An 18,671-nucleotide genomic window follows, 5' to 3' on the forward strand; every position below is an offset into this window, starting at 1 on the left:
GAGTCCTTCTTTTTGACCCGATAAAAAATAAGGAGGTAGATGTTTTGAGCACAGGTTTACTGGCATTTTTATCATTATTGCCGATCATTGCGGTGGGGGTCTTTCTGGTTGGTTTAAGATGGCCTGCAAGCAAGGCGATGCCAATCTCCTATTTAGTAGCAATAGGGCTGGCATTGTTCATTTGGAAAGTGCCTGGGGTTAATGTTGCAGCAGCTTCCATTAATGGCCTCGTGGTAGCGGGTACACTTCTTTACATAATATTTGGGGCTATTCTTTTATTAAACACACTGCAAGAAAGCGGTGGTTTAAGAACGATTCGTCAACGTTTCACAGATATTACAGAAGACCGCCGCATTCAGGTGATTATTGTTGCCTGGCTGTTTGGATCCTTTATTGAAGGGTCAGCAGGATTTGGTACACCTGCGGCAGTTGCGGTGCCCCTTCTAGTGGGTCTTGGGTTTCCAGCAATGGCAGCAGTTGTAGCCGGGATGGTGATCCAAAGTACCCCAGTATCATTTGGTGCTGTTGGCACGCCAATGCTGGTGGGGGTCGGTACAGGTTTATCGGCAGACCCGAGCATCACCAATAATGTGACAGAACTTGTCTCCTTTATTGCGGCAAAAGTGGCACTTCTCCATATGGCAGCGGGGACACTTATCCCATTATTCGTTGTAGCGCTGATGACCAGGTACTTTGGTAAAAACAAGTCGTTTACCGACGGAATCAAAATCTGGAAATTCGCTTTGTTTTCATCCTTCGCAATGACCATTCCGTATGTAATAGTGGCTAATGTGCTTGGTCCTGAGTTCCCGTCCATGATTGGAGGTCTGGTCGGCTTGGCCATTGTCGTATTTGCAGCAAAAAAAGGCTTCCTCATGCCCCCTAAGGAAGAAGTTTGGGATTTTGAAGAAAAGTCAAAATGGGATCCAGAATGGAACGGCAGGCTGGAGATTAGAGATATTGTTCATAAAAGCGGAAGCATGAGTATGTTCCGTGCCTGGATGCCATATGTTTTAGTGGGCTTGTTATTAGTATTGTCAAGGTTGAAAACGTTTCCATTCTTAGGCTGGCTCCAGTCCTGGACATTGGCAGCAGAAGATATTTTCGGTTCTGGCATAACAGCAAGCTTTCAGCCGCTTTACTCACCGGGGACTATTTTTATCCTTGTATCTTTAATCACATTTTTAATGCATGGTATGAATAGAAGTGCATACAAGAGGGCGGTTAAGCAATCTGCCAAAACCATGGTTGCGGCTTCGACTGCATTAGTATTTACAGTTCCAATGGTTCAAGTGTTCCTGAACTCTGGCGGTGGTGCTGCAGGCTTTGAACGGATGCCGATTGAACTGGCAAATGGAATCGCCTCACTGGCGGGGGAATACTGGCCAGTCTTTGCAACCTTCATTGGCGGAATTGGGGCATTCATAGCCGGAAGCAATACGGTCAGCAATATGATGTTCGCCTTGTTCCAATATGATGTCGGTGCACAGATCGGTGTCGACCCAACCTGGATTGTTGCTTTGCAGGCTGTTGGCGGTGCAGCAGGAAATATGATTTGCGTCCATAACGTGGTCGCTGCATCAGCGGTGGTTGGACTGGTAGGCAAAGAGGGAATTGTAATCAGGAAGACGCTGCTTCCGTTCGTCTATTATGCACTTCTGCTTGGAGCACTCGGTTATTCCATTGTCTGGTATGCAGAAAAGGGGCTATTGAATCTTGGTACATTTATAGTGGCGCTGATTGTGATGGCAGCCGTCTATATTATTGCCGGTAATAAGAGGCGGGCTAACCGGCTGACCATCCCTGCTCCGCCCGGCGGGAAGTCTTTTTAATGAGCTTTTAAAAGACAAAGAAGGCCGAAGTACTCAGTAAGAGTATAAGGCTCTTCTTTTTTTATATGATAGAGCCATTCATTAGCCAGAAAGCCTTAATCGATTATAGAAAAGGAGTCACTTTGCGAATCTTCTTCTGTGCTGAACCCGGTGCATGACAATCCTGGATGTTAATGGTTTCTTTCGGGATTGATTCATTCTATAATATTGGTAGTAATCAAAAGGATAGAGAGTTGAGAGTAATGACAACCATCGCCGATATAGCGAAAATAGCAGGTGTTGCAAAAAGCACGGTTTCCAGGTACCTCAATGGCGGTTCTATTAGTGAACCGACCAAAAGGAAGATTGAAAAAGTAATCGATGAAACTGGTTATTCGCCTAATACATTTGCCCAAAGTTTAAAAGCAAAGAAGACAAACATTATTGGGGTGATTGTCCCCCGCCTTGATTCCTATGCCGCATCCCGCACCATGATTGGAATCGACCAACAGTTAAGAGATCTGAATTGCCAAATGCTTATATCGAATTCAGGCCAGGAAATAGAACGGGAAATTGAGAATATATATACCTTGTCAAAGCAGAAGGTTGCAGGAATGATCCTTTTAGCTACGGAGATTACCGATAAACACATTGAAGCTTTCGAAGCCGCAGGAATCCCGGTCATGCTGGTAGGGCAGCAGCATGAGAAACATTATAGCCTCATCCATAATGATTTTGACGCTGCATTCGAGATAGGAAGGCATGTGCTGGAAAAGGGGCATAAGAGAATAGCGTATTTAGGTGTAACTGAAAAGGATATTGCTGTCGGGGTTAAAAGGAAAGAAGGATTTCAGGCAGCCATAGAACACAGGAATGTGAACGTGAAATTTTTTAAAACAAAATTCTCGATCAATGATGCCGTAGACAAGGCCTCAGAAATCATTGACCTGTTTAAGCCGACCGTCATTGTATGTGCTACAGACAATATTGCCATCGGTGCGCTCAAAGCAGCATACAACAAGGGGATGAAAGTGCCTGAAGACCTTTCGATAACGGGATTCGGCGGCTACGAGATAACCGAAATGATGAATCCAGGCCTGACAACTGCAAAATTCTTTTACAAGGAAGCAGGCGAAATCGCAGCCACAAATATTGTTAAGGCAGTAATGGGAGAAGAAATTCCACTCCTCCATGTATCAAATTTTAAAATTATTGAGAGAGAAAGCGTTGACAATCTTGAATAGCGTGTTATACTTCAATTAAATTCATATGGAACCGTTTTTATTTTATTTAGATAAAAAAGGAACCGGTTCCGAAATCATTTTTTTTGTTTTCCATTGGAACCGGTTCTATTTTATGTATATTTGGAACCGGTTCCCAAAACAGGTTCACTAATAGCAAAAGGTTTAAAAAGACAATAATAAAACAAGGGGGATCACGATGGACTATAAAGGAATAGCGCAGGAAACACTTGCTGCATTAGGCGGGAAGGAAAATGTGGCAGCTGCTGCACACTGTGCCACAAGACTGCGACTGGTGTTAAACGATGAAAGTATTGTTGACCAGGCGAAATTGGACAGCATGGAAGCTGTAAAAGGAACGTTTTCGACAGGAGGACAATTCCAGATTATCTTCGGATCAGGAACCGTTAATAGTGTATATAAAGAATTCGCTCAGCTGTCCGAACTTTCAGAAATGTCGACAAAGGATGTTAAGGATGCAGGGACAAAAAAGTTGAACCCTCTGCAGCGATTTGTAAAGCTGTTATCTGATATCTTTGTCCCGATTATCCCTGCGATTGTAGCAGGCGGTTTACTGATGGGACTCAATAATCTCTTGACTGCCGAGGACTTGTTTATAAGTGGAAAATCCGTTATTGAAGCCTATCCTGGCATGGCTGACCTTGCTGCTTTGATTAATACATTTGCAAACGCTGCATTTGTATTCCTTCCCATCCTGATCGGGTTTTCAGCGACCCAAAGATTTGGCGGCAACCCATATTTGGGTGCAGCTCTTGGAATGCTAATGGTTCACCCGGATCTGCTGAATGGCTGGGGATACGGGGGAGCCCTCGTTAATGGCGAGATACCGGTATGGAAAATATTTGGCTATGAGATTGAGAAAATTGGCTATCAGGGAACAGTCCTTCCTGTTCTGGCCGCTTCCTACATCCTTGCTAAAATTGAAACCTCTTTAAGGAAGGTTGTTCCTTCAGCACTTGATAATTTATTGACACCATTGCTGACAATCTTTGTTACAGGCATCTTGACTTTTACACTTGTTGGACCGGTGACTCGCGCGGCCGGAAACCTGCTTTCAGACGGAATTATCTGGCTGTATGATACAACTGGATTCATCGGAGGGGCTGTTTTTGGTTTACTTTACGCACCGGTCGTTATAACCGGGATGCATCACAGCTTAATCGCGGTAGAAACACAACTGTTGGCAGACATTGCAAAAACAGGAGGTTCCTTCATCTTTGCAATTGCTGCTATGTCCAATATTGCCCAGGGTGCAGCAACTCTTGCCGTCCTTGCTACGACGAAAGATTCTAAATTAAAGGGAACTTCTTCTGCAGCAGGAATTTCGGCACTTTTAGGAATCACTGAACCTGCCATGTTTGGAATTAATCTGAAAATGAGATATCCATTTATAGGAGCCATTATTGGGGCAGGTGCAGCATCAGCTTTCGTGACATTCTTTAAAGTGAAGGCTGTGGCCCTGGGGGCGGCCGGTCTCCCTGGAATCATATCCATCAAGCCTGGAGCTATTGTTTCTTATATTATCGGCATGGCTATTGCATTTGCAGTCGCATTCATAACAACGATTATACTGGCAAAGAGAGAGGCAAAGAAAGAAGGCCGTTCAGCCGGCAAAAGTGCAGCGGCTTAAATAAACCTGCAAAAAGTGGAGAATCTTTTTGATTCTCCTTCTTATTTTAAGGAGTGACAACTTATGGCGTGGACAAAAGAACAGCGTTACAGAAAAATTGAAGATGTTCCTGAACAGGAGATGTCGGAGCTTTCCAAGAGGGTAAATGGCTCTCCATGGAGGCAGCTATTTCATATCCAGCCCGTAACTGGCCTTCTGAATGACCCAAATGGCTTTTCTTTTTATAACGGTGAATATCACTTATTTTACCAATGGTTCCCGCTTGGACCTGTACACGGTTTAAAGTATTGGTATCATACGAAATCAAGGAATCTTGTTCACTGGGAAAATGCCGGGATAGCCCTGGCGCCGGATGACTATTTTGACAGTCATGGAGCATATTCGGGAAGTGCAATTGAACACGAAAACCAGCTCTACCTGATGTATACAGGGAATACTCGGGATAAAGATTGGAATCGGCATCCCTATCAGTGTCTGGCCGTTATGGATGAAACTGGTGAAATTGAGAAGCTTGGCCCGGTCATCCCCGAAGTTCCCGAGGGATATACAGATCATTTTCGGGATCCCAAGGTATGGAAGGAGAATGGCTTTTTCTATGCCGTGATCGGTGCACAGAGAGAGAATGAAACAGGCTGCGTCTTGTTATTCAAATCTAGCAATCTTAAAGATTGGGATTTTGAGGGGGAAATCCAGACTAGTCTGAAGAACTTCGGCTATATGTGGGAATGTCCTGATTATTTTACGATGGAAGGTCACGGGATTCTTTTATTTTCTCCGCAAGGATTGGCCCCCGATGATGATCATTACAATAATATTTATCAGTCGGGTTATTTGATTGGCGAGACCTTGAATCTTGAAAATCATGAATTCATGCACGGGCCGTTTATCGAGCTCGATAGAGGATTTGATTTTTATGCTCCGCAATCCACGAAGGACTCTAGCGGGCGAAGAATTTTGGTTGGCTGGATGGGTCTGCCGGAGATTAATTACCCGACTGATCAGGATGGCTGGGCTCATTGCTTGACGATTCCAAGAGAATTAACCATTAAAGAAGGAAAACTCCTCCAAACTCCTGTGGACGAACTAAAGGTTCTGCGCGGGGACAGAATCGATGTGGAAGCCCGGCTGTGTAATGAAGGGAAAGGGTTCGATGGGTTTCAGGGAACAGCCTATGAAATGAAGGCGGAATTTTCTAACTGGACAGCTTCCGAAGCTGGGATCGAGCTGAGGACGAGTGAAAAGGAAAAGACGGTCATAAAATATGATTCAGTAAATAAAAAAGTGGTGTTTGACCGTTCATTGTCAGGTCAGCTTCCGGGTGAGGAGTTCGGAACAACTAGGTCCTGTCAAATCGATGACACAGGCAAGCTGTCTTTCCGTATCTTTGTTGATACCTCATCTGTGGAGATTTTTGTAAATGAAGGGGAAGCGGTTTTTACAGGGCGTATTTTTCCTGGCAAAGACAGCAAGGGTATCCGGTTCTTTGCCAGAGATGGGCATGTTCAATTGAAAGCTGTTAAATGGGATATTATCAAATAAATATAATTGAGGTGATCACATGGGAAAACTATATTCAATTGGGGAAGTGCTGATTGACTTCATCCCGTTGCAAAAAGGAGTTCCGTTAAGGGACGTTTTATCATTTGAACGTGCCCCGGGAGGAGCGCCCGCAAATGTAGCGGCCGCAGCGGCGAAATTTGGAGGGGAATCTTCGATCATCACCAAGCTGGGAAAAGATGCGTTTGGGGATTTTCTTGTAGAACAATTGAAAAATGCAGGTGTAAAAACAGACAAGATCCTCCGTACAGCCGAGGCAAATACAGGATTGGCTTTTGTTTCTTTAAAGGAAGATGGCGAACGGGATTTTTCATTTTATAGAAAACCTTCTGCAGATTTATTATTCAAGGATTCGGAGATTCATCCAGAGTGGTTTGTTAAAGGAGACGTGCTCCATTTCTGCTCGGTAGATCTTGTCGAAAGCCCAATGAAATTTGCCCATAAAAAAGCTATTGATGCAATGAAGAAAAACGGTGGATTAATCAGCTTCGATCCCAATGTCAGGCTGCCTCTCTGGGAATCTAAAGAACAGTGCCGAACTGCTATCCTGGAATTTCTGCCGGAAGCTCACCTCATTAAGGTGTCTGATGAAGAACTGGAATTTATTACAGGTATTAAAGATGCGGAAGCTGCAATCCAGTCGCTGTTTAGAGGAGATGTACGTGCTGTAGTATACACAAAGGGGGCACAAGGTGCAGACCTTTATGTTAAAGGCAATAAATTCACTTCAAAAGGCTACAGCGTTCAGGTCCAGGATACCACTGGAGCCGGCGATGCATTTATAGGAGGGTTCCTTTACAAATTGCTCATGACTGAAGCTGTGCCTGAAAATATTGAGGAGATATTGTCGCAAAATTACAGAGAAATTCTCTCCTTTGCCAATGCTAGCGGTGCTTTGACTACAAAAGGGAAAGGTGCCATTTCTGCGCTTCCGACAAAAGAACAGGTTGAGGAATTAACTAAATAGAATCTCATGGGCCCGTCTTGGGCCTTTTTATTATGGTTCAGGAGGACCTTCATTTACCTCTCCAAAGAAAAGAAACAAATGCTGCTGTGTAATAAATCGACATTTTCCGGGAAATAAACCGAAAAGTGATCATGATAATCAGGGTGGAACGGCAATTAGTAAGGTATACTGTTATTTGGAGTTTATTATGATCTATTGTTAATAAGGAGTTGTGATGTAATGTCCATATTGGTTACAGGTGGCGCCGGGTATATTGGCAGCCATACGGTTATGTATCTAAAGGAACGCGGAGAGGATGTCATTGTTCTTGATAACCTTCAAAAGGGGCATCGTGCTGCCTTGTCAGATGTAAAATTGTATCAGGGAAACCTGCAGGATGAATCGCTGCTGGATGAGATCTTTACTTCCAATCATGTGGATTCCGTCATTCATTTTGCGGCCAATTCACTTGTTGGCGAAAGTGTTGAAAAACCCCTTGAATATTATGAAAACAATGTCATAGGTTCCTACCATCTCATCAAAAAAATGGTTGAACATAAGGTACTGAAAATCGTTTTTTCTTCTACTGCTGCTACATACGGAAATCCTGTCCGTGTTCCAATAATGGAGGAGGATCCTACCGTACCTACAAATCCTTACGGAGATACAAAGCTTGCAATTGAAAAGATGCTTCAGTGGGCCGATGGAGCATACGGCTTAAAGTCTGTATGCCTTCGCTATTTTAATGCGGCAGGTGCAGATCCGGAAGGGAAAATTGGGGAAGATCATACACCTGAATCCCATCTGATTCCAATTATTCTTCAGGCAGCACTTGGCCAGCGGGATAAGGTCTCCATTTTCGGGGATGATTATCCCACTGAGGATGGCACGTGCATTCGTGATTATATTCATGTTCTGGACCTTGCGGATGCCCATTATCTGGCATTGAAAAAAATAAGTGAAACAGGTGAAAGTGGTATTTATAATCTTGGGAACGGTACTGGTTTTTCGGTAAAACAAGTCATCGACACATGCCGCATTGTTACAGGCAATGAAATTCGCGCAGAGGTTGCACCAAGGCGTGCGGGAGATCCGGCGGTCCTGATTGCATCAGCTGAAAAAGCAAAAACAGAGCTTGGCTGGAAACCTCAATACTCCGCTCTTGAGGAAATTGTTTCTCATGCCTGGAACTGGCACCAGCATCATCCAAATGGATATCAAGAATAAAAAAGTTCAAATGACAGCCTCTACCAAATCGGTAGAGGCTAATTTGCAGAGTTCACTGAAAAAGATCAACGATAAAACGCTATGTCCCTCACAATCCTGCAGGATAAATCTATTATTCTTATCAATGATCTGACAAGCAAAAAAGTACTACAGACGAAAAGCCCAGAATATGGGGAATGATTCAGTGTTTAATTTTAGATGAAAGAAAAGTATTTTTAATCGACTGTTTTTTAAACAAAAATATCTGTTTTTTTACTAGGAATTAAATGTCTTATGGTACTAAGATAAAACTTGAAAGTGCTTACATGTATTTTGAAGGGGGGAAATGGACAAACATCACAGACTAGTCAGAATCAATAAGAATGACAGAAGGGAAGGAAACTTATTGATTACGAAGAGGAAGCGGAGAGCAAGAGGCATTATTTCTTTATTTCTTTGTTTAGCTTTAATAATTTGCAGCATTCCGATTACCCAGCAGGAAGCAAGTGCCGCAGAGAATGATGTACTCAAGAAATTCGATTTTGGAACTTCCGACAGTGCCGTTATGGATGGATATACACAGGTAACACCGGACACAGCCTATACAAAAGAATTAGGCTACGGATTTGGTGATTCTGCAAAAGTAACAGCAGAAGATCGTAAAACTTCAGATAAAATTAAAACGGATTTTATTACAGCAACTGAAACCTCCTTCAACGTGGACCTTGAGCCAGGTGATTATTCGATTACCGTGGTGGCTGGAGATACAGAAGAGGCAACAAGTGTAGGGGTTAGCGCCCAAAATATTCAGAAGATTCAGGATACATCTGTCTTAAAAGGTGAATTCATTGAGCGTACATTCGACTTTGCCCTTGTGGATAACCAGCTGCAAATTACATTGACAGGCAGTACGCCAAAAATAAATTCTCTGGTTATCACTAAGCTCCCAGAACGGACAGCAGGCGAGTTTCCTTCAGTTTACATTGCTGGAGACTCCACAGTTCAGACCTATGATGAGTATTGGAAGCCTGAAGCAGGATGGGGACAGATGATTTCCCGTTTTTTTAATACGGATATCACATTTGAAAACCATTCAATTGGAGGAAGAAGCACAAAGTCGTTTATCAACCAGGGACGGCTGGATGCCATTTTGCGCGAAATCAAACCTGATGATTACTTCCTCATTCAATTTGGCCACAATGATGCTACCGTTTCAAACCCGGAACGATATGCCTCGGTGCCGGATTATAAAAATTATTTAAAAACCTATATCAATGGTGCCCGCCAGCGAGGAGCGACGCCAATTCTCGTTACGCCAGTAGGGCGGCGCGACTTTAATTCGGAAACAGGAAAATTCAATATCTCATTCCCGGAATATGTTCAGGGGATGAAGGAAGTAGCCGAAGAATTAAAGGTTGATTTAGTAGATTTAAGTGCGCTTAGCGTGGCTTACTATGACACGATCGGTCCAGAAGGGACCCTTTCTGTTTTCCTCCATACTGAACCAGGAATCTATCAGGCTTTCCCGAACGGATCGCAGGATAATACACATTTCCAGGAGTATGGAGCCATTCAAATTGCCCGTTTGCTTTCAGGCGGAATTAAAGAGCTGGATATTCCGCTCTCAGAGTATGTGAGGGATATTGAGCCTCCAGCGAAGCTTCCTGAACGGCCGGAAGGTGTTACAGCCAGCAGCATCAGCAATGCGGGTGCCCAAATAAACTGGGAAGCATCGGAAGGCGCTGATATTTACAAGATTTACAGAAAACTTTCTGCAGACAGCACGTACAGCCTGATTGGGACTTCTACCATTCCACGGCTCAATATCACCGGCATGGAAGAAGGAAAGAGATATGATGTTGTTGTAACAGCCGTCAATGGCAAAGGAGAATCAGCCCAATCTGAACCTGTCTCATTTACGACTAAGGAGGCTACCCTGAAATTTGACTTTGGGCTGGCAGGAAACCCAATTGCCGAGGGTTATACAGGGGTGAACCTGTCTACTTTGTATACTCCTGAAAGAGGCTACGGAATTGTCGACGCCGCAGGAATGATTGGCCGTGACCGCGGAACTGGCGGAGATCTTCTGCGTGACTGGCTTGGATATTTTAATGTCGGCTGGAAATTCAATGTTGACCTGCCAAACGGACTTTATGCAGTAAAAGTGCATGTGGGAGATTTCTTGGGAAGCGCAAGAACCACCTTGCAGGTAGAGGGAAAAGACTACGGCAGTATTTCTGCTCCTAGCCGGAACGCGACTTCAAAGGTAGTACCAGATGTTTCGGTAACAGACGGCCAAATGAACTTTGCCTTTGGCGGATCAACAGGAATTGTAAACGGTCTTGAAATTACACCAATTCTGGCTGCACCGGCAGGACTGAAGGTGAGTGAGCAGTCCTTAAACGCTGAAGAGCCATTTGTGAAACTGGACTGGAATGCTGTTGAAGAGGCAGTGAAATACAATGTTTACAGGAAAACGGCAGGTGCAGCTGACTTTGTTAAAGTCGGCAGTGCAGAAGCCAATTCTTTCACTGATAAATCTGTGGATGTGGGAATGGAGTATGAGTACACAGTAACTACTGTGGATAATGCAAAAGTAGAAACAGTGCCTTCTGCTCCGCTTAAAGTATCCATGATCAATCCTGAGCTGCCAGCACCATCGGCTCCGGCAAACCTCCAGGTTGGAAAGGTAAACAAAAATGACCTTACCATCAGCTGGGATAAAACTGAAGGTGCAGTAACCTACAGCATTTACCGCTCCAAGAAGAAGGACGGCAAATATGAGTTTATTGGCAAAACAAAACAAACCGTCTACAAGGATGATACCGTTTTGACCACGATACCGTATTTTTACAAGGTAGCTGCTGTTAATGCAGGGGGAGTCTCGCCGCTGTCCGACAGTCTTGAAACTCCAGCGGTAACTGTGTTGAAAAAGCAAATGGAGGAGCTTGACCGCGCTCCAGTGGCAGTGAAAACGGAAAACGGTGTGCTTGTCAGCTGGAGGATGCTTGGAACCGATTCAGAAGACATCCGATTTAATGTGTATCGTGATGGAGAAAAGGTGAATAAGGAGCCGATTGCGAACAGCACTAATTTTGAAGATAAGGACGGAAAAGCAGACTCTAGCTACGAAATCCGTACTTTGATTGACGGGAAAGAAAGGAAAGCAGAAGGGAATATCAAGGTGCTGAGCAATAACTATTTCGATATTCCGCTGCAAAAGCCTGAGAATGGCGTAACACCGCTTGGAGATCCATACTCCTACCGTGCCAATGATGCGAGCGTCGGGGATTTGGACGGCGATGGACAATATGAACTTGTATTAAAATGGGATCCGACTAACTCAAAAGACAATTCTCAGGCAGGCTATACAGGAAATGTCTTTGTTGATGCCTACGAAATGGATGGGACCCGATTATGGCGCATCGACCTTGGCAAGAACATTCGCGCAGGTGCCCATTATTCGCCTTTCCTGGTCTATGATTTTAATGGGGACAGCAAAGCCGAAGTTGTTTTTAAAACGGCAGACGGGACTGTTGATGGAAAAGGGAATGTTATTGGCCGGGCAGACGCGGACCACCGGAACAGCACGGGTTATGTGCTGCAAGGGTCAGAATATCTGACTGTATTTGATGGCCTTACAGGAAAGGCTTTAGAAACTACGGATTATGAACCGCCGCGCGGAGATGTTTCTTCCTGGGGTGACTCCTATGGAAACCGTGTTGACCGCTTCCTTGCGGCTGTTGCGTACCTTGATGGTGAACAGCCAAGCATTGTGATGGCGAGAGGCTATTATACTCGTACGGTTTTGACGGCGTACACCTTTAAGGATGGCAAGCTGACAAAACAGTGGACGTTTGATACAAATGAGGAAGAGTACAGAGATTATGCAGGACAGGGATACCACAATCTCAGTGTAGGCGATGTAGACAAGGACGGAAAAGATGAAATTGTCTATGGGCAAATAGTGATTGATGATGATGGAAAAGGTCTCTATAATACGGGCTTGGGGCACGGCGATGCCCAGCATTTGAGCGACCATATTCCGGACCGGCCGGGACTTGAAGTCTTTGCTGTCCAGGAACACAAGGATGGCCCGTATGGATACGATATGCGTGATGCTGAGACAGGCGAGATTATCTGGGGAGTTAAAACGGGCCAGGATACAGGCCGCGGCCTTGCTGCGGATGTGGATCCAAGATACAGCGGATCTGAGGCCTGGGCAATAGACGGTGCCTGGAACAGCAAGTCCGGCGGAATGTATACAGCAAAAGGAGAGAAGATTTCGGAGTCGATTCCATCTTCGAACTTTGCGATCTGGTGGGATGGTGACCTGCTGCGAGAGTTAGTCGATCATAATTGGAACGATGAAAAATCAACCGGTGTAGGCACCATTGATAAATGGGATTATGAAAACAGCAAGCTCGTTAATCTGCTGACAGCCGATGGAACACAATCTAATAACAGCACCAAAGGAAACCCTGTCCTTCAGGCAGACCTGTTTGGAGACTGGCGTGAGGAAATCATCTGGCGGACAGATGACAGCTCTGCGCTTAGGGTCTATATGACTCCGGAAGCGACTGATAAACGCATCTTTACATTGATGCATGATCCGCAATACCGTTTATCCATTGCCTGGCAGAATGTCGGCTACAACCAGCCGCCGCATACCAGCTTCTTCCTGGGGGAAGGCATGTCCCAGCCGGCTTCCCCAAGTATAGATGTAGTGGAAATCGAGGATAAAAAAGCTCCAGAAACCACACATGAAATTACAGGGGAAGCAGTTAATGGATGGTATCGCGAACCTGTCAAGATCAGCTTTGCAGCTTTTGACAAATCAGGGGTTGAAGCCACCTATTATTCGCTGAATGATGAGGAAGCCCAAACAGGCGATTCTGTCACCATCAAGGAAGATGGCAAGTATGTACTAAGCTATTGGAGCTCGGATAAAGCTGGAAATATGGAGAAAAAGAATACTGTAGAGATCAAAGTCGATCAGACTGCACCTGAAATCACGTTCAATGTTGAAGACGGAACAGAATTCGGAGTGAACGAAACAGTAGAAATTTCATCAAAAGCAGAGGATACCTTATCAGGAATTGAATCCTTTACCGAAGCAGCCGTTTCAAAACCTGCTTATCAGCTTGGCCTTGGATCTCATTCCTTCACGGCAGAGGCGTCTGACAAAGCGGGAAATAAAGGGAGCCAAACTATCAAAATTATTGTGACTGTGAATTATGACAGCCTCGGAACGTTAACCTCACAATTTTTTGAAAATAAAGGGGCCGAGCCATATGCTGCGAAGCTGAAGTCTGCAAAGGCATCAGCAGAGGCAGGAAACACCAAAGCCAGGGATGGACAGCTGAATGCCTTTATGAATCAGGTGAATGCCCAGAGCGGAAAATCAATATCAAAGGAACAGGCAGAGATTCTGATTCAGTTAACTCAGTCTCTGATGAAACAGTAAGAATCATAGCTGGAGGAGATGGACACCACCGTCTCCCCAGCTTTTTTTTACTAATAAGAGGCGAGATTTGTGACAATATAAAGGCGGAAAAACCATTTGACCTGTTATGAAAATAAAGATAAGATGATTTATCAGGGAGTCCCCTCCATTTAAAATAAATGAACAGCTGTAACTAGCAGCTCCCAAACAGGCACTTGTCATTCTGACAAGAGTAAAGGCTTTCTTAAAGAGAGGTGAACAGCATGAAGATCCATAAAGTGATAAACAATAATGTCATTAGTGTCATAAATGAGCACAACAAAGAATTGGTCATTATGGGCAGAGGGATTGCTTTTAAGAAAAAGCCCGGTGATCCTGTCGATGAAGATAGTATTGAAAAGATTTTCACTTTGGAAAATAAAGATCTTTCCGAAAGATTTAAGACACTTTTATATGAAATTCCTGTTGAGTATATGGAAATATCCGATGAAATCATCAGTTATGCGAAAAAGGCTTTGGGGAGAAAGCTGAATGAAAGCATCTATGTGTCCCTTACCGACCATATCCATTTCGCAGTTGAAAGGCATCAGAAAGGCCTTGATATTAAGAATGCGCTTTTATGGGAAATTAAGCGGCTGTACAAGGAAGAGTATGAGGTTGGGGTCAAGGCGCTCCAAAGAATTAAGGAGAAGCTGAATATCTCACTGCCGGAGGATGAGGCTGGATTCATTGCTCTCCATATTGTAAATGCGGAATTGAATGATGAAATGACCAATATTGTGAATATCACAAAAGTCATGCAGGAAATTTTAAATATTGTCAAGTATCACTTTAAAATTGATTTTGATGAGGAATCATTGAATTATTATCGTTTCATTACCCACCTGAAGTTTTTTGCTCAACGATTATTTAACAAAACTTATATGGACAATGAGGACGATTTCCTTTATGACGTGATAAAAGAAAAATATCGTGAAGCATACCGGTGTACGGAAAAAATAAGGGAGTTTATATCTAAGAAATATAACTACGATATAAATGCGGAAGAAATGGTTTATTTGACTATTCACATTGCCCGTGTTGTAACGAGAAACTGACTAAGCTGAAATGAATTGAACTGAAAGCGTTGACAGCATTTTATGTTAATGTTACTATACCAATATAAATTAATACCTGATTTTTTAGGATTGTTACTGATCAGCAGGCAAAACCTAAATTGTCACTCTTATTTGCAGAATGAGGGCGTCAATTTAGGTTTTTTTATTTTATAAAACTCTGCAGCAGTGGCGGAAATACTGATCCGGACAGAAAATGCCGTTCCAATGCAGCCTAAAATAATCAGGGGAATGAAAATTCAATAAACATTAACAGGATTGTTACTGGTCAAGCAGGCAAAACCTGAGCAAAAGGATGAGGGTCTATTCCCTGTTCCTGTGCTCAGGTTATTTTTTTGCCAACAGGGAGACCATTAAGCCAGAAAAAGAGGGCAAAATAGACACCGGGGACGCATTCCTGATCCTGGTGTAGGTTTGGGGAAAAGTTACTATATGTCTGCGGGCAGAGGCAAGGTAACCCTGCCGGCAGACAGTTTTTAAATCGAACTATGATACTGTTAATACCATTTATGGAGGGATACATAATGAAGCATGCAAAGCTAAAGGATTTTCCAGATAACTTTTTATGGGGAGCATCAACATCCGCCTATCAGGTAGAGGGAGCCTGGAACGAGGATGGCAAAGGTCCTTCTGTGATTGACATGGCTAACCACACAGAGGGGGTTACGGACTTCAAGGTGACCAGCGACCATTACCATCATTATAAAGAAGATATTTCGTTAATGGCTGAGATGGGCTTTAAAACCTACCGTTTTTCGATTGCCTGGACCAGGATATACCCGGCTGGCTCTGGTGAATTAAATCCAAAAGGAATTGAATTTTACAACAACCTGATTGATGAACTGATTGATAAAGGAATTGAACCGCTAGTAACGATGTATCATTTTGATTTGCCCTATACCCTTCAGGAAAAGGGCGGCTGGTCGAGTCGTGAAACGGTTGACGCATTTGAAAACTACGCGAGAACGCTTTTTGAGAACTTTGGAGACCGTGTAAAATACTGGCTGACCATCAATGAACAAAATATGATGATCCTGCATGGAGATGCGATTGGAACAGTGGATCCGAATCTTGAAAATCCTAAAAAGGAACTGTATCAGCAAAATCATCACATGCTGGTTGCCCAGGCAAAAGCAATGAATTTGTGCCATCAGATGCTCCCTGGCGCGAAGATTGGCCCCGCTCCTAATATCGCCAATATTTATCCGGCAAGCTCAAGCCCGGAAGATATGATTGCGGCTGACAACTATGCCGCCATCCGAAACTGGCTTTATCTGGATATGGCTGTATATGGCCGCTATAATACAATCGCATGGAACTATATGGAGGAAAAAGGTTATATCCCTGTGATCCAGGAGGGGGATATGGAAATCCTCAAGAGTGCAAAGCCGGATTTCATTGCTTTTAACTACTATACTTCCCAGACAGTAGAAGCAAGCAGGGATAACGGTGAAGAAGCGGGTCATACAGGAGACCAGCAAATTTCGGTCGGAGAGCCTGGCGTTTATAAAGGGGCTAAAAACCCGAACCTAAAAGTAAATGAGTTCGGCTGGGAGATTGACCCTGCAGGTTTCAGGACAACGTTCCGACAAATTTATGACCGCTATCAGCTGCCTTTAATTGTTACCGAGAACGGGCTGGGGGCATTTGACAAACTGGAGGAAGGAGACATCATCAATGATTCCTACAGGATTGATTATTTAAGGCAGCACATTGAACAAATCCAGCTGGCAATCACGGATGGCGTAGAGGTATTCGGTTATTGCCCATGGTCTGCGATTGATCTGGTTTCTACTCATCAAGGTTCTAGCAAACGCTATGGGTTTATCTATGTAAACCGCGATGAATTTGACTTAAAAGACCTTCGCCGCATCCGGAAACAAAGCTTCTATTGGTATAAAGATGTGATTGCAACTAACGGAGCGAACCTTTAAGGGCCAGGAACCAAAGACAAGTAAAGCTTCTTGCGTAAAAATAGAAATGCCATTTGTGCAGCTGCTGCATGAATGGCATTTTTGTTGGGGGATGGGATGTGGTTTTGAATCCCTTCTATTGAAACCACTCTAATTAGGGCAGCATGGGTGGCAGGGGGGAAATAAATCGACTGCAATGCTTTATTCCCCAGAGAAAAGGCAATGTGACAACCTCTACAGTTAAGGAAGTTAAGCTTCTCAATGCCCGATGTTGAGGGTTTTCTTCTCTCGTACTCACAGGAAAGTTCATATGTAAAGCTGGTCTTTTTTATTGTTTCACAAGCAGGACACAGGTTTTTCAATAAACGGAAAGAATCGATGCATAAACAAAATTAATCGATGCATAACCGGGAAATCATCAATCGATAAATTGAAGGAACCGATGCATAATCGATGAGAAGGGTCTTTTTCCTCAGGTTATCTAGCTAAAATCAGATGGCAGGAGCATACTTATTCGAGTAACTGTTACCTTTTTAGTTGATAAACATAGTTTCTCGTTCCTTTTAAAAAAAGAAGCTTGTTTTTCCCTGCTTTCACAAGCAGGACACAGGTTTTTCAATAAAACAAGAGGTACCTTACATAACCCAAAATATTCGTTCGGCACCTGAGGATAATGGGAACAATATTTTGCAGGAAGGCTCCAGAAACGAATCAAGTCTGCCCCTTTGTAATAATCTATCGTAATTCCTATATTTGCTGCATAATCTTTTTCAAAACCTCTCCCCTTTGGATGAGATACCCTTTTAATTGGGGGATTTAAAATGGTAAGGTCCCCCAGCTAGTCATGTTAAGATATACCAGCAGGCTAAAATTTGTTATGATGGTTGGAGAAGATTATTAAACGGATTATTTGGAGGGACTATGAACGACTGGATTTTATCATTTATGGAAGAGTTCGGATATATTGGAATTATGCTTATCATCGCTTTGGAAAACCTTTTTCCGCCGATTCCTTCGGAGCTTGTGCTGCCGTTTGGCGGATTCATGACGACAACAACTAATTTGTCGGTTCCGGGTGTCATTATTGCCGCAACAATTGGATCGGTGCTAGGGGCCATCATCCTGTACTGGATCGGCAGACTGATTGATGTTGAGGTGCTGGAAAAATTCATTGACCGCTGGGGGCATATCCTTAGGATCACCAAAGAGGATATCCGATCCGCAGATAAATGGTTTTTAAAATACGGAAGCTGGACTGTTTTCTTTTGCAGGCTGATTCCGGTGGTGCGAAGCCTCATTTCCATACCAGCCGGGATGGCTAAAATGAAGTTCGGAACTTTTATCTTTTTTTCAACGCTGGGAACGATTATCTGGAATACGATTTTAGTGAGTTTAGGAGCAGCATTGGGTGCTTCCTGGGAGAATATCCTTGAATATATCGAGGTGTATAAATCGATTGTCTATGTCCTGATCGCCGCAATCGGCATCATTGTGATTGTCTGGTACATCAAGCGGAGACGAAGCTACCGTTAAGACCCGGGATTTGACATTTCAGATCTTCTGTTCTACAGTTAATGGTAGTAGATTTTTTTGTTTTTTAAAGGGGAGTAGCTATACAGTGAAGTCGTCATCCCGAGACTTGTTCTCCGGCTTTACTGGCAACAATTCCTGTTGTTTGCAAGACCTTTACTTTTTGGTAAAGGTCTTTTTTGCGTAGGGGCCTTTATTTTGGCAAGGCCCTATTATTTTTTAGACCTTTGCCTGACAGGTAAAGGTCTATTTATC

At 43.6% G+C, this 18,671-nt stretch carries 10 protein-coding genes; all 10 read left to right on the top strand.

From position 1 onward, the window contains the following. Nucleotides 1-44 precede the first annotated feature (44 nt). The 10 genes from EV146_RS21255 (at nt 45) to EV146_RS21300 (ending at nt 18,419) form a co-directional block, all read left to right on the top strand. Nucleotides 45-1,832: an L-lactate permease gene (locus EV146_RS21255; RefSeq protein ID WP_132010525.1), complete on the top strand. Its 1,788-nt coding sequence runs from the start codon at nt 45-47 to the stop codon at nt 1,830-1,832. A gap of 173 nt (nt 1,833-2,005) precedes the next feature. After that, the gene (locus tag EV146_RS21260; RefSeq protein ID WP_277873238.1) at nt 2,006-3,055 is read left to right on the top strand and encodes a LacI family DNA-binding transcriptional regulator; all 1,050 of its coding nucleotides are present in this window, start codon (nt 2,006-2,008) and stop codon (nt 3,053-3,055) included. Between the two features lie 196 nt (nt 3,056-3,251). After that, on the top strand, nt 3,252-4,703 hold the full coding sequence (locus EV146_RS21265; RefSeq protein ID WP_132010527.1) for a sucrose-specific PTS transporter subunit IIBC: 1,452 nt from the start codon (nt 3,252-3,254) through the stop codon (nt 4,701-4,703). 63 nt (nt 4,704-4,766) lie between these two features. Continuing rightward, nucleotides 4,767-6,242, top strand: coding sequence for a glycoside hydrolase family 32 protein (locus EV146_RS21270; protein ID WP_132010529.1), 1,476 nt, complete (start codon nt 4,767-4,769; stop codon nt 6,240-6,242). A gap of 19 nt (nt 6,243-6,261) precedes the next feature. Next, complete coding sequence (locus EV146_RS21275) at nt 6,262-7,227, top strand: carbohydrate kinase family protein (protein WP_132010531.1); 966 nt, start codon at nt 6,262-6,264, stop codon at nt 7,225-7,227. A 219-nt stretch (nt 7,228-7,446) separates the two neighbouring features. Continuing rightward, the gene (gene galE / locus EV146_RS21280; protein ID WP_132010533.1) at nt 7,447-8,433 is read left to right on the top strand and encodes a UDP-glucose 4-epimerase GalE; all 987 of its coding nucleotides are present in this window, start codon (nt 7,447-7,449) and stop codon (nt 8,431-8,433) included. Nucleotides 8,434-8,758: 325 nt separating this feature from the next. Further along, on the top strand, nt 8,759-13,879 hold the full coding sequence (locus tag EV146_RS28240) for a rhamnogalacturonan lyase family protein (RefSeq protein WP_132010535.1): 5,121 nt from the start codon (nt 8,759-8,761) through the stop codon (nt 13,877-13,879). Between the two features lie 242 nt (nt 13,880-14,121). Beyond that, entirely contained in the window at nt 14,122-14,955 is an 834-nt protein-coding gene (gene licT / locus EV146_RS21290; protein ID WP_132010537.1) for a BglG family transcription antiterminator LicT, read from the top strand. A 542-nt stretch (nt 14,956-15,497) separates the two neighbouring features. Continuing rightward, the gene (locus tag EV146_RS21295) at nt 15,498-16,907 is read left to right on the top strand and encodes a glycoside hydrolase family 1 protein (RefSeq protein ID WP_132010539.1); all 1,410 of its coding nucleotides are present in this window, start codon (nt 15,498-15,500) and stop codon (nt 16,905-16,907) included. A gap of 900 nt (nt 16,908-17,807) precedes the next feature. Then, a complete protein-coding gene (locus tag EV146_RS21300; protein ID WP_132010541.1) occupies nt 17,808-18,419 on the top strand; it encodes a DedA family protein in 612 nt (203 codons plus the stop codon). Nucleotides 18,420-18,671: the final 252 nt, after the last annotated feature.

Source organism: Mesobacillus foraminis (assembly GCF_004340465.1).
Classification (GTDB): Bacteria; Bacillota; Bacilli; order Bacillales; family Cytobacillaceae; genus Mesobacillus_B; species Mesobacillus_B foraminis.